This window comes from Marivivens sp. JLT3646 (assembly GCF_001908835.1).
Lineage (GTDB): Bacteria > Pseudomonadota > Alphaproteobacteria > Rhodobacterales > Rhodobacteraceae > Marivivens > Marivivens geojensis.
The window spans coordinates 1,870,186-1,892,521 of the sequence record NZ_CP018572.1 but is presented as its reverse complement, the minus strand read 5'-3'; the positions used below and the strand labels follow the sequence as shown (position 1 = coordinate 1,892,521).

The window sequence follows — 22,336 nt, the reverse complement described above, 5'->3', positions numbered from 1 at the left end:
AAAGGAACTTTCCCTTCAGCTGCTTAGAAAGAGATGAAGCACGAAGGAGCGTCGGATGCGGTATTCCGGTTTTCGGGTCATAAAAGAGGCCTTGTTGGGCCAAAAAGGGTGGCGTCCTCTATGGAGGGACCCAGAGCCTCAGCCTCGGTATGACTATGTCATCGTTGGTGGCGGCGGGCATGGCCTCGCGACAGCCTATTACCTTGCGAAGACCTTCCAGAAATCTCGGATCGCCGTCCTAGAAAAGGGTTGGCTTGGGTCGGGGAATATCGGGCGGAACACCACGATTATTCGCTCCAACTACCTCTTGCCGGGTAACGAGCCCTTTTATGAGTTTTCCATGAAGCTTTGGGAGAACTTAGAGCAAGAAACGAATTTCAACTCGATGGTGTCGCAACGCGGGATCATCAATTTGATCCATACTGATGCTCAGCGGGATGCGTATCGTCGGCGCGGGAACGCCATGTTGTTTGCTGGCGCAGATGCGCAGCTTTTGTCGCCCAAAGAGCTGCGCGAGATGGTTCCATTCCTGAACTACGACAATGCCCGTTTTCCGATCAAAGGTGGGCTATTCCAAAGGCGTGCGGGCACGGCGCGCCATGATGGTGTCGCATGGGGGTATGCGCGCGGCGCGGACATGCGTGGCGTTGATATCATACAGAACTGTGAAGTTACTGGGATGCGAATTGAGGGGGGTAAAGTCCTCGGTGTCGAAACATCGCGTGGCTATATCGCGGCTGGTAAAGTCGGCGTCGCGGTTGCTGGTAGCTCCAGTCGGGTGATGTCGATGGCGGGCATGAGGCTCCCTGTCGAGAGCCATGTCCTGCAAGCTTTTGTCTCAGAAGGGCTTAAGCCAGTTATCCCCGGTGTCATTACCTTTGGCGCGGGTCATTTCTACGTGAGCCAATCAGACAAAGGTGGCTTGGTCTTTGGGGGTGATATCGACGGGTATAATTCCTATGCGCAGCGCGGAAACCTACCTGTTGTTGAAGACGTGCTTGAGGGGGGATGGCCCTGATGCCAATGATCGGACGCGCGCGCCTGTTGCGGAGCTGGGGTGGGATCATGGACATGTCGATGGACGGATCCCCGATCATTGATCGGACCTCGGTCGATGGGCTCTATTTCAACGGTGGTTGGTGCTACGGCGGCTTTAAAGCAACGCCTGCATCTGGGTTTGCCTTTGCCCATCTTCTCGCGACAGATCGCCCACATGAGACCGCAACCGCCTATCGCCTAGATCGATTTGCGCGCGGTTATCTGATTGATGAAAAGGGCGTTGGCGCCCAACCTAACCTTCATTGAGGCGCTAAGATGTTAATCCCTCACCCGCTCCTCGGTCTTCGTGATGCGCAAGAGTTTACCTACCTCGGTGATGCTTCGCTGTTGAACCGCCCAGATGCCTCGTCCCCAGATGCGGCGGTCGCGTTTTGTGACTATGTCTATCTGCGCGACAACCCAGCCGGCGTACACCGCGAACTGTGGTTTCATGAACAAGGGGACCGCTCTTGGCTCATTGTGACACGTAACACTCTGACGCACGAAATCCTGAACGCTGAACTGGCCTGCGAAAGCGCCGTTAAATCAGAGGTGCTGGCATGACCCGACTAACTGGTGGTGTTATTGATCATGAGACAGCGCTCCGTTTTACCTTTAACGGAAAGACGTATTCGGGACGCAAAGGGGACACGCTCGCCTCTGCGCTCCTTGCGAATGGTGTGCAACTGGTCGGGCGTAGTTTCAAATACCATCGTCCGCGGGGTGTTCTGAGTGCAGGTTCAGAAGAGCCAAACGCGCTTGTCACGCTACGTGGTGGCGCGCGCGAAGAACCTAATACGCGTGCGACTGTGACAGAACTATTCGACGGTCTTAGGGCGCGCAGTCAAAACCATGTGGGGCCATTGCACCGTGATTTCATGGCGGTAAATGACCTACTGTCGCCGTTATTTGCGTCGGGGTTTTACTATAAGACCTTCATGTGGCCGCGCGCGTTCTGGGAAAAGCTCTATGAGCCGTTGATCCGTCATGCGGCTGGCCTTGGGCGGTTGTCTGGCGAGGCTGATCCTGACGCTTACGACAAAGGTTTCCTGCATTGTGATCTATTGGTGATTGGTGGTGGGGCTGCTGGTCTTTCTGCTGCACTTGGTGCTGGTCGTGCCGGGGTAAAAGTCATTCTGGCAGACGAGGATTTCCAGTTTGGCGGACGACTTTTGGCTGAAACTCATCAACTCGACGGTATGCCTGCGACATCGTGGGTGACCGCGGTGATGGCTGAGCTTGCTGGGCTTGAGAATGTTCGGGTCATGCCTCGCACAACGGTCTTTGGGACCTATGATCACGGCATTTACGGCGCTGTCGAACGGGTGTCTGATCACCTGTCCGCAGCCGATGGTGCAGTGCGACAAACCCTTTGGCGTATTACGGCAAAGCGATCAATCTTGGCTGCTGGCGCAACAGAGCGACATATCCCATTTCCGAATAATGACCGCCCTGGGATTATGCTTGCTGGTGCGATGCGGGCCTATGCCAATCGTTGGGCAGCATCCCCAACGCGCCATCCAAGCGATCCGGTTATAATTTTTACAAACAATGACGATGGACACAGGACTGCGACCGATCTTTTGGCCAAAGGCGTGCCCGTCTCAGCGGTTGTGGACCCGCGTAGCGACGCTCCAACCTTTGGTGACTATGAGCTGATCACGGGCGTTGTCGACGACACAAAGGGCAGGCTTGGGCTGACCTCGGTTCGTGTGACCCAAAACGGTCAATCACGTTGGATGCCTTGTGGTGCTCTCGGCGTATCTGGTGGTTGGAACCCCAATGTTCATCTGAGTTCCCATCACAGGTCCAAGCCCGTCTGGGATGACGCCCTACTTGCTTTTGTTCCTGGCAAAGATCTACCGAACGGGATGATTGTCGCGGGTGCTGCAGTTGGGCAAGGGACGACGGTCAAGGCGCTCCGCAGTGGGGTGGAGGCGGCTGTTTCGAGCCTCGCCGCCCTAGGCATTGCGGCCGAGCCCATCGATTTGCCTGATGCAGATGATACAGCTGCTGCTCAAACCGCGTTTTGGCATGTTTCGCGCAAAGGACGTGCTTGGGTGGATTTCCAGAATGATGTCACCGTCAAAGACATCGTTCTCGCGCATCAAGAGAACATGCGACCCGTCGAGCATCTGAAGCGGTGGACCACCCTTGGCATGGCAACGGATCAAGGGAAGACATCGAATATTTCGGCATTGGCCGTCATGGCGGAACTCACAGGCAAGTCCTTGCCTGAAACGGGGACGACGATCTTTCGCCCTCCGTATACTGGGGTCACGCTTTCCGTGCTGGGTGGAGGCGATACGGGCAAACATTTCCGCCCAACGCGCTACACGCCAACGCATCAATGGAGCGCATCTCAAGGAGCGACATTTGTGGAAGTGGGCGCTTGGTTGCGTGCTCAGTATTTTGTTCAGCCAGGCGAAACCCATTGGCGGCAATCTGTTGATCGTGAAGTCCTGGCGGTTCGTAGTGGGGTTGGACTGTGCGACGTCACAACACTTGGCAAAATCGACGTTCAAGGACCCGATGCAGCAGAGTTCCTCAATCGGATCTACTGCAACATGATGGGCACCCTTGCGGTCGGTCGCGTGCGGTATGGCGTCATGTTGCGCGAGGATGGTCACGCCTATGATGACGGCACGTGTGCGCGGCTTTCGGAGAACCACTTTGTGGTAACGACGACCACAGCCAACGCTGCAATTGTCTATCGGAACATGGAATTCGCACGTCAGTGTCTGTGGCCCGAGCTGAATGTAAGCTTGATTTCCACCACGGATGCATGGGCGCAAATTGCTGTCGCGGGGCCGAATTCACGAACGTTGTTGTCGCGGGTCGTCGATGGGTTTGATCTCTCGAATGAGGTTTTCCCCTTTATGGCCTGCGCAGAGTTGACGGTTTGCGGTGGCCTCAGAGCCCGACTATTCCGTATCTCCTTTTCTGGCGAGTTGGCTTACGAAATCGCTGTTCCGGCGCGCTATGGCAATGCCTTGCTGGAGCGATTGGCACAGGTCGGTGCCGATCTTGGTGCGACGCCTTATGGGACTGAAGCTCTCGGCGTTATGCGGATTGAAAAAGGTCATGCGGCTGGTTCTGAATTGAACGGCCAAACGACAGCGCAGATGCTCTCTCTTGGGCGGATGGTCTCTGAAAAGAAGGACAGTATCGGCGCCGTCATGTCACGTCGCGAAGGCTTGGCGCAAGACAAGCGACGTTTGGTTGGGTTCAGTCCCATCGATAAATCCGAAGCCATCGTGGCTGGGTCGCATTTATTTACTCAAGGTGAAACGCGCAACACGACAACCGACCAAGGTTGGATCACCTCGGCTGCATATTCGCCGCATGTTGGGTCATCGATTGCGATTGGTTTCCTCGAAGAGGGGGATGCCCGCATGGGCGAGGTTGTTATTGCGGCAAACCCCCTAGAAGGGCGTGAAGTCCGTGTAGAGGTCGTTTCACCGCATTTTGTTGACCCAGAGGGAGGGCGGCTCCGTGACTGATTTAATGGCTATCACAGCGCTTGGCGCAGTTGCCCCATACGAGTTTCAAATCGGTGGCCTCGTGATCCGCGAAAACACTGAACTGGCTCTTGCGTCGCTCAGCCTTGGTCGGGGGCAGGGTGCCCCGACGATCCTTGGGACGTCTATGCCAGATGTCGGGCAATGGCTGGCGGGTCCAGAAGTCTCCGCATTTTGGATGGCTCCGAACCAGTGGTTCATTGAGGGACAGGGTCGCGCGCATGAGGACTTTGCTGCCATTGTGAAAGCGGCTGCGCCTGATTGCGCTGTCACGGAACAGACGGATGGCTGGGTGGCGTTTGATGTCTATTCGAACGACGGGTTCAAACCTCTTGAGGGTCTGTTGGAAAAACTGGTCAATATTGACTTAAATGGATTTGGGGTCGGAACCGCGCTTCGGACGGGGCTTCACCATATGAGCGTCTACCTCATCCGTCGCAGCGATACCCATGTAACGATTATGGGTATGCGGACCTTTGCAGCAGCCCTGTGTCACGCGCTCGAAAGCACCGCGGTGAGGTTACGTTAAGACCTCGCTTGCCTCTTCGAACAATTGCAGAGTTGAACTGCGCATAATCGTTACGGCTTCTTCGACGAAATTCGAGGAGACGTTTTTCTCGCGCACGTAGAGATAGACCTTCCGCATGTCAGGAAGGTTAGCGATAGGGCGGAACACGAGCCCTTCGGGTGCAATCTCTGTGACGAGTTGAGGCAGGACCGTTACCCAATCTCCTTTCCGGACCATCGCGAGAAGGGACTGGGTGTTATGAACAGTTATGTCTGCGGTCCCTAGTTTTTCCGCGAATTCAGGTGTTTCAATCTGATCGCAAAGGGCATTGCGCAAGAACGGGGCCGAGAAAACGTTGTCGATCTGAATTGGGTCAGTTTTCTGGGTAAGCGGGTGGTTCTCGGACATGACCAGCCCGTAGCGGTCACTGAACAAGATCGATGTCTTAATCCCATTGAGTGATTTTTGAGCCGAGGCAATGCCGATGTCTGCCCAGCTCTGTCCAAGTGCCTCTAGAACCTGCTGGGTATCGGTATCGCGTAGCTCGATTTTCAGAGAGTGGTGCCGTTCGGATAGGGTGCGAACAAGTTCAGGAAAAATTGAAATCGCGACAGACGGAACCGCTGCAATGCGCAGGATGCCCTGTGGTGCCCGCGCTGATTTTTCGATTGCAGCGATCGTGTTATCGAACTGGCTGATCTGGGTTAGGCCAAGGCGCAAAACCTGTTCGCCGAGTGGGGTGAGACGGTTCTTTCGGTCACTTTCGAACAACGGATTTCCGAGGTGCGCTTCGAGTTGCTTTAGCGTCATGGAGACAGCCGATTGTGTTCGGCCGAGCTGATCGGCTGCGTCCGACAAATTTCCAGCCTGTGCTACCGCACAAAAACTACGGAGCATTTCGATCTTGATGCTCATGACTTCACGATTCCTGAAATTTATTTCAACGATTTGAGTTTGACTGACATGGGGCGAATTGTCCACATTGGTAAAACACGACAGAAAAGAATGGGATAGACCGTGCTGCACAAGAATCTGATCGCTGGCGAATGGCTGGTTGGTGAAAGCGAAATCGAAAACCGTAGCCCTTCGGATGTGACGGATCTTATCGGGGTTTTTGCTCAGGCAAGCAGTGACCAGCTAGAGGCCACTTTGGATCAGGCGCAACAAGCGCAGCGCGAATGGGCCGCTTATGGCATGGAGCGCAAGCAGGCCGTTTTGATGAACATCGGTAACGAACTGATGGCGCGTTCGGCTGAACTTGGCGCACTTCTGAGCCGCGAGGAAGGTAAGCCTCTCGCCGAAGGTAAGGGCGAGGTCTATCGGGCAGGGCAGTTCTTTACTTACTACGCCGCTGAGTGTTTGCGTCAGATCGGGGAAAACGCGGACTCTGTGCGCCCCAATATCGAAGTGGACGTGCGTCGCGAACCAGTTGGTGTGGTCGCAGTCATTAGCCCTTGGAACTTCCCAACCGCTACGGCGTCGTGGAAAATTGCTCCAGCGCTCTGCTATGGCAATGCGGTGGTTTGGAAGCCGGCCAACATCACACCCGCGTCAGCCTATGCATTGACCGAGATCATCGCGCGGCAAGACATCCCCAAGGGGCTTTTTAGTCTCGTGATGGGCTCTGGTAGTGGGATTGGTGAACGTCTCGTTCAGAGCCCAAAGGTCAACGCAGTTACATTTACTGGGTCCGTGCCTGTGGGTAAAAGGATTGCTATCGCAGCTATTCAAAACCTCACCAAGGTTCAGATGGAGATGGGGTCAAAGAACGCGCTCGCTGTCATGGATGACGCTGATATTGACCTCGCTGTGACATTGGCTTTGGGCGGTGCTTTTGGTGGCACGGGGCAAAAATGCACCGCGTCCTCACGTTTGGTCGTGCATGAAGCTATCCACGACACTTTCGTTGAAAAGCTGGTCGCAGGGACCAAAGCGATGAAGGTCGGACATGCGCTCGAAGAGGGGACGCAAATGGGTCCTGTCGTGAGCGCGGAACAGTTGGCGGAGAACTTGGCCTATGTTGATTTGGGCAAGTCCGAAGGGGCAGAACTGTGCTGTGGTGGTGAGCGTCTGGAGATGCCCCACGACGGTTTCTACATGTCCCCTGGTGTTTTTCTCAACACTCTCAATGATTTCCGCATCAACCGCGAAGAAATGTTCGCGCCGCTCACGTCGGTCATTAAAGTCGCCAGTTACGACGAGGCACTGTCGGTCGTGAATGACACCAATTTCGGTCTGACCTCTGGGATCGTGACCAAGAGCCTTGCGCGGGCAACGCACTTCCGCCGAAATGCACGGACAGGCGTTGTGACGATCAACTTGCCGACCGCGGGAACTGACTACCATGTGCCATTTGGTGGTCGCGGGGATAGCTCTTATGGCTCGCGCGAGCAGGGCAAAGCAGCAGCCGAGTTCTACACCACAGTAAAGACAGCTTATATCAGCGCGGGCCCAGTATGATGCGTATCGACTGCCTTCAATATGCCAACTGGTCCGAAGAAATCTTTGAGCAATTGCGAGAAGGTTGTGTCGATGCGATTCATGTCACCATCGCGTACCATGAGAATTTCCGTGAAACGGTTCTGAACTTTGAACAATGGAACCGATGGTTCGAGAAATACGACCATCTCATTATGAAGGGACAATGGGCGAGCGATATCGATCGAGCGCGTGAAACGGGGCGAACGGCCGTGTTTTTCGGGTTTCAGAACCCGTCCTCGATGGAGGACGATATTGGCTTGGTCGAAATCCTTCACACACTCGGGGCGCGCTTCATGCAGTTGTCCTATAACAACCAGTCGCTTCTAGCGGCGGGATGTTATGAGGCCGAAGATGCTGGGATCACGCGGATGGGTCGGCAGGTGATTAAGGAAATGAACCGTGTCGGGCTTGTCGTCGACATGAGCCATTCTGGAGATCGTTCGACCATAGAGGCGACTGAAATCTCAGAGCGCCCCATCGCGATCACCCACGCCAATCCTTATGACTGGTTCCCAGCTCTGCGAAATAAAAAGGACAATGTGATCCGCGCTGTGACGCAAAATGGCGGCATGATTGGATTTTCGCTCTATCCGCACCATCTCAAGGACAAGTCTAATTGTACGTTAGAGGAGTTCTGCGGAATGATTGCGCGCACCGCTGATCGATACGGCATCGGAAATATCGGGATCGGCTCTGACCTGTGTCAGAACCAACCTGATAGTGTTGTCGAATGGATGCGTGTCGGGCGCTGGACCAAACGGATCGACTATGGTGAAGGCTCGGCGTCAGACGCTGGTTTTCCGCCGATGCCGCATTGGTTCAAAGACAATCGCGACTTTGGGAACCTCGAAAAGGGTCTCAGAGATGTTGGAATGAATGCTGATGAAATCAAAGCCGTTATGGGCGGCAATTGGTATCGTTTCTTTGAAAAGAACTTTGTTCCGCAGGGTGCACAGTCATGATCGAGCGTCGCTCGCCTGACGTCGTGATGACCCTAGAACGTCTGGGGTCACTGCATCAATCGCGTCTGAGCTTTATGCGTCAGTTGACGCGTCGGATCGCTCGCGAGGGTTGGTCGTTTCACACCCACGCCTTCAACATTGATGCGAATGGTGTTGGGCATGCGGTGTATACTGCAAAGGGGCCTGAACGGTTATATTCATTAGTGGCCTTTGCACATGATTTGCCACCAGAGCTTCGGTCGGACCGTGTTATCGCCACGGCGTGGGATGCGACTTTTACCTTGTTCGATGGGGTGCCAACGGTAGCGGACATCGAACGGCTGTCGCAGAATATTCCGCTCCAAGAAGCGGGTCGCGTGAGCGAGAGCGAACTGACCGTCAGTCGCGCCAATCGCTCGGTTCGACTTTGGGACCATTGTGTCGAAGCCCTCGCATCTGGCAACCAGCCTGATCCTGCGCAACTCGATGCGGTTGGTTATTTGATGCGCACGACTGCAGTCTACGGATCGGGAAAACTCGGTGCAGCTGACCGCGAAGTGATTGCCAACCGCCCCGAAATGCAGGCTCCGTTTCAGGCCGAGATGCTGACGGTTTATTTGATCCGTTGGTTCGTGCGCGACCTCATCGAACATATGGCGCGTTCAAAAGGCGGAGAGGCTGCGGTCAAGCTTGATCGCGTTATTGCTGCGCGCCTGGGTATCGGGAACTCGACAGGGCTTGGAATGGCCCCGTTCATCGTCAATCACCCTGTCTTGTTCAACAATTGGATCATGGCGCGTGAAGAAGCCATCGCTCGCGTCCGCAGCGTTGAGCGCGCATCACCAGATGAAATCGCCTGTTTTAATGATTTGGTCGCGCGAGCAGAGAAATCGGTTCAGGCGTGGTATTCTGAACATCCAATTCAGATCGAAAAGCTAGCGGAATTAGGGGCGGACATTGCAACTCTGCTTCAACGTCTGAAAGGTTTTGATTTTCATTCTGAACGTCCTTGGGATGCATTGTGGAACTGGGCTGAGAACCATCTCACATCGGAAGGTCAAGAGTGGTTGGCGTCTCTCATGCTCGAGCCATATGGCGAGTTGGTTGATGGTTTGGGGACCTGCATGGCCGATAGTCATACGCAGGCCAATATCGTCGATGGCTCAATGCCAGTGTCAGAATTGCTTTCGCTGATCGAACAAAGTTTCGGTTGGGCATTGGACGTGGATTGGAACGCGCCCGAACATACGGCAATGGCGTGGTATGTATCAGAGGAAAAGCTAGAGCCGCGTCTGGGTAATCGATTCGAAGAACCTATCGCTGCATATGAGCAGCCACTTGCGCCTGCACGTGATGCGGCTGATGCCTATCGCAAGGCCCAAGCCTTTGGACGCGATGAGACGACGGCTGATTTCTTAACACGTCACCCAGACTGTCGCCACACAGTCCGACGCGCACAAATGGCCCGTTTCGCGCCCTATGCTGAGATTAGGTCAAATACGATCGCTCACGATATTCTGCCGATCAATATGTTGCGGGCAAAACTGTCGTTCTTTGGGGTGACGCATTTTGATCCGCGCTCTGATCGATGGGTGCGGGTCTGCATGTATGCTGGCGCGCCATATCCGGCAGAATTGTCGGCGCAAAATTGCGAGCATTGGATTTACCCCGAGGCAGCGTCATGACGATGTCGCTAAATGAAGTTGAGGCTATGGCCCGCAAGGCTGCTCGGGGGGCTGGGTTCGAGTGGGGCTTGGCCGAAGATGCGGGGAAGGCCACACGCTGGTTGTGCGCTCAAGGACAAGACGGTGTGGCCGAGGCCGTTGCGGTTTTCACTAATGGGGCGGCGGCTGGGTCCACTTTGGCATGTGGCGCAGCTCTGTCAGACCGCGCGGCTGACCTGCGTAAAGGTGCGGTTGAATTGCAGAACATTTCTGACCCTCTGTTTTTGTTGCCATTTGCGGCAATGGCCGCGCAGACACTGCGGGCAACAGTCGAAGTGGAATGTGACGGGTGTCGCGCTTTGACCGATGGGAAGTCACTGACCCTTACCGGCGATTTTCCAGAAATTGCATCCGCGCTGTCGATCCGATTGACGGATACGGTTTTGGGTGCGGAGGGTCCGTCGTCTCGCGCTAGACCTAACCCGTCCGATTGGGCGGAACTCGAAACCCTTGCAAAACGCACCTATGCGCCTGCGACCGATGAAAGCCGCCTCAAAGGCGCTGGTGCAGGGCTATCTGATAATGATTAATGAGAGGCACCTATGATCGAAACCCGCAATTTGTCGCTTGAGGCCATCGAAGATCTGGCCATGCGGGCGCTGGTGGCCGCTGGCACCTCAGAGAAAAACGCACGCCCGCTCGCGGTTGCAACCGCAGCAACTGAGGCTGACGGAGTTTCGAGCCATGGGCTCGCCTACATTCCGATTTACTGTGAACACGTACAATGCGGTAAAGTTGATGGGCAAGCCGTTCCCATTGTCACGCGGCCTCGGCCCAGCGTGGTCAAAGTCGATGCGGCCACTGGTTTTGCACATGCTGCAATCGATCTTGGTTTTGCAGAGCTTATTCCTCTTGCTAAAGCACAGGGAATTGCCGCGCTTGCGATTGATAATAGTTACAACTGCGGGGTCTTAGGGTATCACACCCATCGTCTTGCGCAGGCGGGATTATTGGGGATCGGTTTCACAAATGCCCCCGCATCAATCGCCCCCTCGGGTGGCGCGAAACCTGTCGTCGGTACCAACCCGTTTTCAATTGCGGCGGCCGGTGAAAATGGTGAACCGCTAATTCTTATTGATCAATCGGCAAGCACGATCGCTAAATCCGAAGTTATGAAACGTGCTCGAGAGGGACGACCAATCCCAGTTGGTTGGGCTCTCGATCCCGAGGGAAACCCGACAACGGACCCGAACGTCGGATTGAAGGGCTCTATGTCGCCTTCGGGTGGGTACAAGGGGGTTGGTGTCGCGCTGATGACCGAACTCCTTGCCGCCGCTATGACGGGTGCAACTTTGGGCGCGGATGCTTCACCGTTTTCTGGAACTGCGGGTGGTCCGCCTAAAACAGGTCAGTTTTTCCTCGCGATTGATCCGGTGGCGACCTCTGGCGGTCACTTTGTAGATCGTTTGACACGTCTTGTTTCCATAATTCACGATCAGGAGGGCGCACATCTTCCGGGGGATGGAAGGGGTGCGAAACGGGCGCTGGCCAAGGTTGAGGGTGTCAATGTGAATGTCGCAATTCTCGATAAAATATCCGCTATTATCGCATAGACCCATCTTCGATCAGTCGTAGCGATTGTATCGCCTTAAGCCCTGTTAAATTTGGGGTTTATGGATTTGTCTTTGCGTGCAATGAAAAATCCTGAGTTTCAGAATATTTGAAATTTAGTTTAGAAGTATTTGTTTGATTGAAGTGTATTCTTCCCGAATATTGAATGGACCGAGCACTTGGGTTTGGCACGAACTGTGCCCTGTTCATGAGTGCAATAAAGGAATGGTCTTCGTCGCTTTGCCGTGTGGCAATGCAACCAATGAAATGCAGAAAAAGGCGGAACAAACCGCTCTGCTCTCAAACATAATTACTCAGGGAGAGTAAACATGAAGAAACTACTGCTTGCTGGCGCATTTGGGGCGTTTGCCGCACCTAGCGTTGCTATGGCCGACTGCGGTGAAGTCTCGGTCGCTGAGATGAACTGGGCATCTGCCTCGATCATCACCAAGATCACCGAGTTCCTGATGGTTCAAGGTTACGGCTGCGAGGTTACCCTCGTGCCTTCGGCGACCACCACCGCTGTGACATCGCTTGCTGAAAACAATGAGCCTGATGTAGTGCCTGAACTCTGGGTCAACTCTGCGCCGCTCTACAACGAACTTGAAGCAGCAGGTAAAGCGATCACCGCTGCCAATGTGTTCTCTGACGGTGGTACCGAAGCATGGTTCGTGCCGGACTACGTGGTTGCAGAGCATCCGGAATTGGCAACGATCGACGGCATTCTGGCGAACCCAGAGCTGGTTGGCGGTCGTTTCCACAACTGTCCTGATGGCTGGGGCTGCCGTATCGCCAACGACAACCTTGTGAAAGCGTTCGATTTCGCAGGTCACGGCATGGAAGTGTTCAACCACGGTTCGGGCGAAACGCTTTCTGCTGCAATGGCATCGGCATATGAAAACAAAGAGCCGTTCTTTGGCTACATGTATGGCCCGACCGCAGTTCTGGGTCGTTACCCAATGGTTGCCGTCGATATGGGTCCATATGACGCCGAAATCCACGCATGTAACCAGACCGTCGATTGCGCAACTCCAGCGAAATCGTCTTACCCAGCTGCGCCTGTTCTGACCGTTGTCACCTCTGACTTCGCAGAGCGTAACCCTGAGGTCTTTGATCTCGTCAGCAAAATCTCGTTCACCTCGCTCGAGCTGAGCCAGCTGTTGGCATGGCAAGCAGATAACGGTGCGTCTTCGGAAGAAGCTGCTGTCTATTACCTGATGGGTAACAAAGACAACGTTATGAGCTGGGTTAGCGAAGATGCCGCTGAAAAGCTGAGCGCGATCCTCAAGTAATGAATTGGCCGAGGCGGGTGTGAATCCGCCTCGGCAATTTTTTGAACGGTACGACGAAATGAAGAGGTCGGTCTGATGGCGACATATGATTTTATCTTTGACAGCATTGGCCTAAGGGATTGGTGCGGCGTCAAAGAGTCTAGCGGACCAATGACTATGGCCGAGCTCCTTGCCGGATCAAAAGGGTCCGATAGCGAGGGCTTCCTAAACAAGGCAATGTCGGTTCCGTTTCCGTCTCTGGATGAACTGAACGAAGCCTGCTCTTCGCTTGCTCGGACACGTGATCTAACCAAAGCTGTTGAAGACGCCTTTTTGGGTGCCAAGGACAGCCTCAAGATCGTTCTCGATCCGTTGACCCAACCCCTAAGCTGGATCTTGGAAGGGACGCTGTGGCTCTTTGCTGCGACGCCTTGGTGGTTGATGATCCCTCTGATCCTGCTCCTCGTGCACGTCGCATCCAAGTCACTTCAGTTGGTTGGGTTTGTGGCCTCTGCACTTCTGTTTCTGTCCTTTATCGACCACTACTCGTTTGCGATGCAAACGTTGTCGATCATCTTTGTGTGCGCCACTCTTTGCGTGCTCTTTGGCGTTCCGATAGGGATCGTGATGTCACGAAGCGATCGGATGCAGCGGATTATGATCCCAATATTGGACATGCTCCAAACCCTTCCGACATTTGTATACCTTATCCCGCTGATCTTCTTGTTCTCAGTCACGGAGCCAAAACTCTACGGTATTGCGATCATCCTCTACGCCATTGTGCCTGTGATCCGTTTGACCGACCTTGGCATTAGGCTCGTGAACAAAGAGGTGATCGAAGCCGCCGACGCATTTGGCATGACCAAGAGCCAAAAGCTCTACAGCGTGCAAATCCCACTCGCCTTACCAAACATTATGGCTGGCGTGAACCAAACAATCATGATGAGCCTTGCGATGGTCGTGATTGCTTCGCTCGTTTCGGCGCCAGGTCTTGGTGTGCTGGTGCTACGCGGCATCCGTAACCTTGAACTCGGGGTGGGGCTTGTGGCTGGGCTCGGGATCGTCTTGCTGGCTGTGATCCTTGACCGCGTCACCAAAGCAGCTCTCGCGCGTGTTAACGCATCCAACAGCGTCCCGCGTCACTAAGGATCGTATTATGACTGACCAAGTAAGCATCTCGATCCGCAATCTGTACAAGATCTTTGGGTCTAACCCGCAAGAGGCTCTCAAACGCGTATATGATGGCGCATCCAAGAAAGAGTTGATGGATAAACATCGCCACGTTCTCGGGCTGAGCGATATCAACGTTGATATGCATGCGGGCAAGATCACGGTGATTATGGGGCTTTCGGGCTCTGGTAAATCAACGCTGATCCGCCACGTGAACCGCTTGATCGAGCCGACTGCGGGCGAAATCTGGGTGGACGGCGAGAACGTTCTGGAGTTTTCCGAAGAACGCCTGCGCGAAATGCGCCGACTGACAATGTCGATGGTGTTTCAGCATTTTGCTCTTCTTCCGCATCGTTCCGTGTTGGAAAACACTGGCCTTGCGCAATCTGTGCGTGGCGAGAAAAAGCCGAATTACGAGAAAGATGCTCTCAAGTGGCTTGATCGTGTTGGGCTTGGTGGGCAGGGCGGTCAGTATCCTCACCAGCTGTCGGGCGGGATGCAGCAGCGTGTCGGTATTGCCCGTGCGTTGACGTCGAATGCGCCGATTATGCTCATGGACGAAGCCTTCTCCGCGCTCGATCCGCTGATCCGCACAGACATGCAGGACTTGTTGTTGGAACTTCAGGACGAACTGCATAAAACGATCATCTTTATCAGCCATGATTTGGATGAAGCGCTCAAACTTGCTGACCATCTGGTCATTCTCAAGGATGGCCGTGTTGTGCAGCAAGGCGAACCGCAAGAAATCCTGTTGCGGCCAAACGATCCTTACATCGTCGACTTTATCTCGGATATCAACCGCGCCCGCGTTTTGCGCGTTCGGTCTATCATGAAGGCGTTGAAAACTGACGCACAGCAGTCGATCTCTGGTGAAGCCGATGCCGAAGATACGCTGGAGTCTGTGATTGCGCTTTCTGGTGGGGATGCAGATCAGATTTTCCGAGTGATGGCGAACGGCAAGCCTGTTGGTCTGGTCTACATGCGTGATCTCGTTAGGGCGCTGGTTCCGACAAGTGCAAGCGCAGGCGGTATACGCAGAAGTGCGGCTAGAATGGGCGCGGAACCTTCTCCTCCAAACTGAAATGTCCGCCGTCGAAGTCGCGATGGCCTGTGGGTTTGAGAACTCTGGACATTTCACAAGAGTTTACCGGCTCGCCTATGGGGGGACGCCGATGATGCAACGTGGGCGTTTAACCTGAAAGGATCAGACATGCGCATTCGTGAAATCCACATTTATCACCACGCGCTACCGGTCAAAAATGGCCCTTATCGAATGGCGAATGCAACTGTCTGGTCTTTAGATACAACGCTTGTCCGCATTGTGGGTGACAACGGATTGGAAGGATGGGGGGAAACCTGTCCTGTCGGACCGACCTATGCGGAATCCCACGCGGCGGGTGCGCGTGCGGCTCTCGCACTGATGGCGCCTGACCTGATCGGGGCAGAGATTTGGCCCGCAATGTTGCAGCGTAAAATGGCGAGTTTGCTGAACGGTCATAACTACGCCAAAGCTGCGATTGATATCGCGGCGCATGACCTCTTGGGTAAATCGCTGTGCGTTTCGGTGGCTGATCTCCTTGGTGGGGCGGTGACCGATAATGTGCCGTCTTACTATGCTAGCGGTGTGGGCGCGCCCGATGACATTGCTCGCATTGCCGCTGAAAAATTGGCCGAAGGCTATCCTCGTTTGCAGATCAAAGTTGGTGGTCGTCCCGTCGAGATCGACATCGAAACCATTCGCAAAGTTTGGGAGGTCATCCGCGGCACAGGGATGCGGCTCGCCGTTGATGGGAACCGTGGTTGGAAGACACGAGACGCGCTTCGGGTTAGCCGTGAATGTCCTGACATTCCGTTCATCATGGAGCAGCCGTGTAACACAATCGAAGACCTTCGAACTATTCGATCGCTGGTGTCTCATGGCATCTACATGGACGAAAACAGCGTCGATTTGAACACGGTGATCTCTGCCGTGGGAACGGGTTTGGTTGATGGGTTTGGGATGAAAATCACACGGATCGGCGGGTTGCAGCATATGCGGACCTTCCGCGAGATTTGCGAGGCGCGGAACCTGCCACATACCTGTGATGACGCTTGGGGTGGGGATATCATCGCTGCGGCCTGCACGCAAATCGCCTCTACCATGCGTCCCGATTTGTGCGAAGGCGCGTGGCTTGCGGCGCCTTATATCGAAGGAAACTACGACCCCGAAAACGGCATCAAAATTGAGGGCGGATATATCAAACGCCCAACTGGTGCGGGTCTGGGCATTACGCCTGACGTGTCGGTTTTCGGCGCACCTGCGGCAAGTTTTTAAGAGGCATTGTAGGGCATTGTGGCAGTGTCAGACTAAACGTCCTTGAGCAGGGTAGTGTAGGTGGTTAGCGTTTTGGTATGACTAAGCGCTCTCCATTTCGGTACTTCAAGACGAGCCCAGAGGTGATCCGCTTAGCGGTCATGCTCTATGTGCGGTTCCCTCTGTCTCTTCGTAATGTGGAGGATCTCCTGCACGAGCGGGGGATCGATGTTAGCCATGAAACGATCCGTTATTGGTGGAACAGATTTGGTCCGCTGTTTGCTTCTGAAATTAGGAAGCGAAGAGCGGACGGATTGAAACCCAGCTCGAATTGGCAATGGCACCTGGACGAAGTCTTCGTGAAAGTGAATGGCGTGCGGCACTACATGTGGCGTGCTGTCGATCACGAAGGTGAGATGCTTGATAGCTATGTCACTAAGCGCCGAGACCGTAAGGCGGCACTGAAATTCCTCAGGAAATCTCTGTGTAGATACGGAAGCCCTCAGGCAATAGTCACCGATAATCTAAGGTCTTATGGCGCAGCTATGAGAGACCTAGGAAATACTGAGAAGCAGAAAACGGGCAGGTGGCTCAACAATCGTTATTGAGAATTCTCATCTTTCATTCACTCTTCCATCCACAATCACTTCAATCAGGAACGACACCACTGCAGCCGAGGCATTTATAAAGCCTCATACGCCGCTCCTCTAACTGCAGCGTTAGGATTGTGCGTAACCGCCGTGGCGGGTGATCCGAGTTTCAAATGCGGCAACACGGTCTTCAGCCTGTGGGGTCTTGGCCGTCATAGCTGAAAGCAACATCTCAACCGCGACAAAAGCCGTATTCAGGGACGGCATCAGTTGGGGGCCCGCCATAGGTAGGCGCAGAACTTCCCATGCGCCCTTTGCGACGGGCGACTGGTAACTGTCTGTCAGGGCGATCACTCTCGCACCAGCCTCTTGCGCGACCTGACAGGCGCGGATCACTTCAGCAGAGTAGTGCTCGTATGTAATTGCGACGACGATATCCTGTTCATTTGCGTTTGAAACTTGATCAAGAAGCGCACCTGGCATGCTGGGAACCTGAACGAAATTGTCAAAGACCATACCGCCGACGTAGCTAAAGTAATGGGCTACGCCAAAACAGCTGCGCACGCCTAAGGAATAGACCCGTCGCGCACCAAGAAGCGGATCTACGCAACGCTCCAGCACGCCAAGGGATTCTGGCGTAAAAAGGGTCTCAACGTTGCTCCAGCTTGTGGTCAAGGTTTCCTGCCAGATGTCGGAGCCCGTCCTGTTGCGCAGTGCCGCGGCGCGGTCGCCATAGCTTCCTGTCGGGGTTTGTAATGACTGCTGAAGTCGTTGACGCATTGCATCGTAACCATCAAATCCCAACTCACGGGCAAGGCGCGTGACAGTGTTCGGATTAACCTCCGCTAGCGTTGCCAAACCTCGAATCGAATGGAAGGCGACATCGTTTAGATGATCCAGAAGCCATGCCGCAAAGGCTGACAAAGTAGGCGTGCCCTTTTCGACTACATCCATTAGGCTGCGTCGGATTTGCTCTTTATTTTCCATACATTAGGCCCTTGCTCTCGGCGGCTCGTAAAGTCGTATCATAAAATTTCAATTCTAGAAATAATACATTTGAATTATTTTTTTTTGAATAATATACAACCGATCGATTGAGGGCTGCTCATAACGGGTAGCCCAGATGACAGGGAGACATCTATGAAAATCACTAGTTTCGCACTCGCAGCTGCAATGGCTGTCGCCGCAGCACCTTCGATGGCTGAAGAATTCGTATCGATCGGCACCGGCGGTGTGACCGGCGTTTACTACCCGACCGGCGGCGCGATCTGCCGTATGATGGCAAAGACCCGTTCCGAGCACGGCATCCGTTGTGCTGTGGAATCTACTGGCGGTTCCGTCTACAACGTCAACGCAGTGCGTTCGGGCGAGCTTGAATTTGGCGTCGCGCAGTCCGACGTTCAGTACAAAGCCGTCCACGGCGAAGGCTCACTGGCTGATGCAGGCCCGAATCCTGATCTGCGTTCGGTCTTTTCGATCCACCCAGAGCCCTTCACCGTTGTTGCGCGTGCCGACGCTGGCATCGCCAACTTCGAAGACCTTCAGGGCAAGCGCGTCAACGTAGGTAACCCGGGTTCGGGTCAGCGCGACACGATGGAAGTCGTGATGAACGCAATGGGCTGGACCATGGACAGCTTCGCACTCGCGTCCGAACTGCAGGCTGCAGAACAGTCGCAGGCACTGTGCGATAACAACATCGATGCGATGGTTTACACCGTTGGTCACCCATCGGGCTCCATTCAGGAAGCCACCACCGCTTGTGACGCGGTTCTGGTGAACGTCACTGGCGCAGCAATCGACGGTCTGGTTGCAGCAAACCCCTATTACCGCACCGCGACCATTCCGGGTGGCATGTATCGTGGCAATGACGCCGACACCGCGACCTTTGGTGTGGGTGCGACGCTCGTAACCTCGGCTGCTGTATCGGAAGAGACCGTCTACCAGCTGGTCAAAGCTGTCTTTGAAGACATCGACGGTTTCCGTGGCTTGCACCCAGCCTTTGCAAACCTCGACCCGAAGCAGATGGCAAATGACGGTCTGTCCGCACCGCTGCATCCGGGTGCAGAGCGTTATTTCCGCGAAGCTGGCCTGATCGAATAATAACAAAATACCACTCACACAAACGAGGGCCGCCGTTCATCGCGGCGGCCCTTATTTATCCGCGGGGGCAAGACGATGACGGACGAAACCAAACAGAAAAGAACCTTTAGCGATGATGAGCTTCAGGATTTGGTGGCCAGCACAGATACTGGCGGACGAAACCCGGCGAACCGCAAGGTGGCTCTGTTCATCTCGGCCGTTGCTTTATTATGGTCGCTGTTCCAACTGTGGATCGCCCAGCCGCAATTGTGGTTTGGCGCGTGGCTTCCTGTGCTGAACTCCTCGCAGACCCGTCCTGTTCATTTGGGGTTCGCGGTGCTTCTCGCCTTCCTTGCCTATCCCGCTCTGAAATCGTCGCCCCGTGACCGCGTGCCGCTGCACGACTGGGTGCTCGCGATCCTTGGCGCTGGCTCTGCCTTTTACATTTTTCTGTTTTCGCGCGAACTAGCGATGACCGCCCGTTCGGGCCTGCCAACCACTAATCAGATCGTGATTGGATCTGTCGGCATCCTTTTGCTGCTCGAGGCATCCCGCCGCGCGCTGGGACCGGCCCTGACCGTGGTCGGTGCGGTGTTCCTTGCCTATGCCTACATGGGCCAAGGCTGGCTGATCCCCGATATCATCGAACACTCGGGCTTGTCGTTCAACGCGATTATCAACGCCCAATGGCTTGATACCAGTGGCGTTTTCGGTATTCCGCTAGGCGTATCGACCGCCTTTGTGTTCCTGTTCGTGCTGTTCGGCGCAATCCTCGACAAGGCTGGCGCGGGCAACTACTTCATCCAGCTTGCCTTTGCCGGACTGGGCGCACTCCGCGGCGGCCCTGCAAAAGCGGCGGTGGTCGGATCGGCCATGACCGGCCTGATTTCCGGATCGTCGATCGCGAACGTTGTGACCACCGGCACCTTTACCATCCCGCTTATGAAAAAGGTCGGGTTCAGCTCTGAAAAGGCCGGCGCGGTCGAGGTGGCCTCTTCGGTCAACGGCCAGATCATGCCTCCTGTGATGGGCGCGGCCGCCTTCCTGATGGTTGAATTCGTCGGCATCTCCTATGTCGAGGTCATCAAGCACGCCTTTATTCCGGCGGTGATCTCTTACATCGCGCTGGTCTACATCGTGCACCTCGAAGCGCTAAAGCGCGACATGCCCGCGCTTGGACCGGCGGCGAATCTTGGCAAAATGTTCCTGAAAATTGGTATCGGCTTTGTCGCGACCGCCATCGCCTTTACCGCGCTGGTCTGGACCATCGGTGCGCTGCGTGGCGCTGCGCCGATGATCTCCGAATGGGTGATCCTGGCAGCGATCATCGTGGCCTATGTGCTGATGGTGCGCACCGCCGCCCGCCATCCCGATCTGGCGCTGGACGATCCGAACTCGGGTAAATTCCACCTGCCGACGGTGAAAGAAGTCTTCCCGACTGGTCTGCACTATCTGCTGCCGATCCTTGTTCTAGTCTGGTTCCTGATGGTGGAAATGCAGTCCCCTGCGAAATCCGCGTTCTATGCTGTCGCGGTGATGCTGGCGATCATCATCACCCAACGCCCGCTCAAGGCGCTGTTCCGAAACGAAGACATTGCTGCCGCCTTCCGTGCGGGCGGATCTGACCTGATTGACGGGATGATCACTGGCGCACGCAACATGATCGGCATTGGTGTGGCAACGGCGGCAGCGGGCATAATTGTTGCCACCGTGACCAAGACCCCCATCGGCACCGAGCTTGCCGGTCTGGTCGAGCTGCTATCCGGCGGGCATCTTTTCATCATGCTGTTGCTGGTGGGTCTGTTCTCGCTGATCCTTGGCATGGGCCTGCCGACCACCGCAAACTACATCGTTGTGTCGTCGCTGATGGCGGGCGTGGTCGTGCAACTGGGCGCACAGGAAGGGCTGATCGTGCCCTTGGTCGCGGCCCACCTGTTCGTGTTCTACTTCGGCATCATGGCCGACGTGACGCCACCTGTGGGCCTTGCCAGCTTTGCCGCGGCAGCTGTGTCGGGTGGCGATCCGATTAAGACGGGCTTTACCGCGTTCTTCTATTCGATGCGCACCGTCGCCCTGCCGTTCCTGTTCATCTACAACCCGACGCTGATCCTTTATGGCGTCGATCTGGGGACCACGGCTGGCATCCTGCATGCGGTGCTCGTGTTCGTTGTCGCCACCATCGCGATGCTTCTGTTCGCAGCCGCAACGCAGGGCTATTTCCTTGCCGCTTCGCGCAAATGGGAAAGTGCCGCGCTATTGCTGGTGGCCTTTACCCTGTTCGTTCCAGGCTTCTGGCTTGACCGCATTCAGCCCCGTTTCGAGGAACTGGAACCAACCCGTCTGGCCGAAGCCTTTGACCAAGCCTCTGTCGGTGACACGATCCGCTTTGTCGTGGCTGGCCCCGCCTTTGTCGATGGCAGCCCGTCCACTCTGACGCTGGTCCATACCGTGACCGATGCCGACCCGCAGACGGGTCGCGCGGATGCTGCGGGTCTGTTCCTTTTGCCCGAAGGCGCCCGTCTGTTCATGGACGAACCGATGTTCGGCACCGATTACCAGACGAAACTGCAAGGGTTCGATTTCTACTCCGATCCGCGCGTTGAAGTGGTCAGCCTCCTGCATCCCGCAGACCGTCTGCCCAAGCAGCTATTCTGGATCCCTGCTCTGGCATTGTTGGGCGTTGTCGTGATGCTCCAGCGTCGCCGCCAGACCAAGCCCGCCTTCTGAGGAGGAATTACAATGGCTAACACGATCCTTCTTCCGGTCGATTTGAACAATCTGGAGGCGACTAGTCGCCCCCTAGCCGAGGCGCTACGTCTGCTGGATGAGGGTGGTACGATTCATGTGCTCACCGTGGTTCCCGAATTTGGCTATTCTCAAATCTCGGGGTTCTTTCGTGATGGTTATGAAAAAGACCTGCTGCGTGTGGCTGGGCAAAAGCTGCAGGAGTGGGTTCAGACATCGGTTCCTGATGGCATCGATTTGCACCCACATGTCGTGCACGGCTCTGTCTACGACATGATCTTACGTGCGGCTGATCGTTTGTCTGTAGATTCCATCGTGATGGGAGCCCACCGCCCCGAACTCTCTGACTATCTGCTTGGGCCGAATGCCGCACGGGTTGTGCGTCACGCTAAGCAATCCGTTTACGTCGTAAGGAACTGACCCT

General features: G+C 55.1%; 18 protein-coding genes and 2 pseudogenes. 18 read left to right on the top strand and 2 right to left on the bottom strand.

Translation table 11 applies throughout. From position 1 onward, the window contains the following. Positions 1-55: 55 nt before the first annotated feature. The 4 genes and pseudogenes from BSK21_RS09435 to BSK21_RS09420 all read left to right on the top strand — a co-directional run bounded on the left by BSK21_RS09435 (position 56) and on the right by BSK21_RS09420 (position 5,088). Positions 56-1,305: pseudogene (locus tag BSK21_RS09435) on the top strand (sarcosine oxidase subunit beta family protein). Between the two features lie 9 nt (positions 1,306-1,314). Continuing rightward, positions 1,315-1,602, top strand: coding sequence for a sarcosine oxidase subunit delta (locus tag BSK21_RS09430; RefSeq protein ID WP_067548491.1), 288 nt, complete (start codon positions 1,315-1,317; stop codon positions 1,600-1,602). Continuing rightward, positions 1,599-4,541 carry a sarcosine oxidase subunit alpha family protein gene (locus tag BSK21_RS09425; protein WP_067548488.1) on the top strand — a complete coding sequence of 981 codons (2,943 nt, stop codon included), beginning with the start codon at positions 1,599-1,601 and terminating at the stop codon, positions 4,539-4,541. The genes BSK21_RS09430 and BSK21_RS09425 overlap by 4 nt, the downstream gene beginning before the upstream one ends. Further along, a complete protein-coding gene (locus tag BSK21_RS09420; RefSeq protein ID WP_067548486.1) occupies positions 4,534-5,088 on the top strand; it encodes a sarcosine oxidase subunit gamma in 555 nt (184 codons plus the stop codon). The genes BSK21_RS09425 and BSK21_RS09420 overlap by 8 nt, the downstream gene beginning before the upstream one ends. On the opposite strand, the gene BSK21_RS09415 is transcribed toward BSK21_RS09420, so the two are convergent. Beyond that, positions 5,080-5,982 carry a LysR family transcriptional regulator gene (locus BSK21_RS09415; protein WP_067548483.1) on the bottom strand — a complete coding sequence of 301 codons (903 nt, stop codon included), beginning with the start codon at positions 5,980-5,982 and terminating at the stop codon, positions 5,080-5,082. The genes BSK21_RS09420 and BSK21_RS09415 overlap by 9 nt on opposite strands. 102 nt (positions 5,983-6,084) lie before the next feature. Between BSK21_RS09415 and BSK21_RS09410 the strand changes: the two genes are divergently transcribed. The 11 genes and pseudogenes from BSK21_RS09410 to BSK21_RS09360 all read left to right on the top strand — a co-directional run. Further along, complete coding sequence (locus BSK21_RS09410) at positions 6,085-7,527, top strand: aldehyde dehydrogenase family protein (RefSeq protein ID WP_067548480.1); 1,443 nt, start codon at positions 6,085-6,087, stop codon at positions 7,525-7,527. Continuing rightward, a complete protein-coding gene (locus BSK21_RS09405; RefSeq protein WP_067548477.1) occupies positions 7,527-8,510 on the top strand; it encodes a membrane dipeptidase in 984 nt (327 codons plus the stop codon). The genes BSK21_RS09410 and BSK21_RS09405 overlap by 1 nt, the downstream gene beginning before the upstream one ends. Continuing rightward, complete coding sequence (locus tag BSK21_RS09400; RefSeq protein WP_067548474.1) at positions 8,507-10,174, top strand: hypothetical protein; 1,668 nt, start codon at positions 8,507-8,509, stop codon at positions 10,172-10,174. The genes BSK21_RS09405 and BSK21_RS09400 overlap by 4 nt, the downstream gene beginning before the upstream one ends. After that, a complete protein-coding gene (locus tag BSK21_RS09395; protein ID WP_067548471.1) occupies positions 10,171-10,743 on the top strand; it encodes a DUF3726 domain-containing protein in 573 nt (190 codons plus the stop codon). Before BSK21_RS09400 ends, BSK21_RS09395 begins: the two co-directional genes overlap by 4 nt. A gap of 12 nt (positions 10,744-10,755) precedes the next feature. Continuing rightward, a complete protein-coding gene (locus BSK21_RS09390; protein WP_067548468.1) occupies positions 10,756-11,766 on the top strand; it encodes an Ldh family oxidoreductase in 1,011 nt (336 codons plus the stop codon). Between the two features lie 327 nt (positions 11,767-12,093). Continuing rightward, complete coding sequence (locus tag BSK21_RS09385; protein WP_067548465.1) at positions 12,094-13,056, top strand: ABC transporter substrate-binding protein; 963 nt, start codon at positions 12,094-12,096, stop codon at positions 13,054-13,056. Positions 13,057-13,131: 75 nt separating this feature from the next. Continuing rightward, positions 13,132-14,181 carry a proline/glycine betaine ABC transporter permease gene (locus tag BSK21_RS09380; RefSeq protein ID WP_067548462.1) on the top strand — a complete coding sequence of 350 codons (1,050 nt, stop codon included), beginning with the start codon at positions 13,132-13,134 and terminating at the stop codon, positions 14,179-14,181. A gap of 10 nt (positions 14,182-14,191) precedes the next feature. Further along, positions 14,192-15,286 carry an ATP-binding cassette domain-containing protein gene (locus BSK21_RS09375; RefSeq protein ID WP_067548459.1) on the top strand — a complete coding sequence of 365 codons (1,095 nt, stop codon included), beginning with the start codon at positions 14,192-14,194 and terminating at the stop codon, positions 15,284-15,286. Next, positions 15,189-15,404 (top strand): helix-turn-helix domain-containing protein, encoded by a 216-nt coding sequence (locus BSK21_RS16170; protein ID WP_082959395.1) that lies wholly within the window; start codon positions 15,189-15,191, stop codon positions 15,402-15,404. Before BSK21_RS09375 ends, BSK21_RS16170 begins: the two co-directional genes overlap by 98 nt. A gap of 11 nt (positions 15,405-15,415) precedes the next feature. Next, entirely contained in the window at positions 15,416-16,519 is a 1,104-nt protein-coding gene (locus BSK21_RS09365; RefSeq protein ID WP_067548455.1) for a mandelate racemase/muconate lactonizing enzyme family protein, read from the top strand. 77 nt (positions 16,520-16,596) lie between these two features. Next, positions 16,597-17,208 (top strand): annotated as a pseudogene (locus BSK21_RS09360) (IS6 family transposase); the annotation flags it as partial. 9 nt (positions 17,209-17,217) lie between these two features. Here the strand turns inward: BSK21_RS09360 and BSK21_RS09355 are convergent. Then, positions 17,218-18,075: a MurR/RpiR family transcriptional regulator gene (locus BSK21_RS09355; RefSeq protein ID WP_067548450.1), complete on the bottom strand. Its 858-nt coding sequence runs from the start codon at positions 18,073-18,075 to the stop codon at positions 17,218-17,220. Positions 18,076-18,228: 153 nt separating this feature from the next. On the opposite strand from BSK21_RS09355, the gene BSK21_RS09350 reads away from it, so the two are divergent. The 3 genes from BSK21_RS09350 to BSK21_RS09340 all read left to right on the top strand — a co-directional run bounded on the left by BSK21_RS09350 (position 18,229) and on the right by BSK21_RS09340 (position 22,332). Further along, positions 18,229-19,188 carry a TAXI family TRAP transporter solute-binding subunit gene (locus BSK21_RS09350; protein WP_067548447.1) on the top strand — a complete coding sequence of 320 codons (960 nt, stop codon included), beginning with the start codon at positions 18,229-18,231 and terminating at the stop codon, positions 19,186-19,188. 75 nt (positions 19,189-19,263) lie between these two features. Further along, a complete protein-coding gene (locus tag BSK21_RS09345) occupies positions 19,264-21,894 on the top strand; it encodes a TRAP transporter permease (protein ID WP_067548444.1) in 2,631 nt (876 codons plus the stop codon). A gap of 12 nt (positions 21,895-21,906) precedes the next feature. Then, positions 21,907-22,332 carry a universal stress protein gene (locus BSK21_RS09340; RefSeq protein WP_067548442.1) on the top strand — a complete coding sequence of 142 codons (426 nt, stop codon included), beginning with the start codon at positions 21,907-21,909 and terminating at the stop codon, positions 22,330-22,332. Positions 22,333-22,336: the final 4 nt, after the last annotated feature.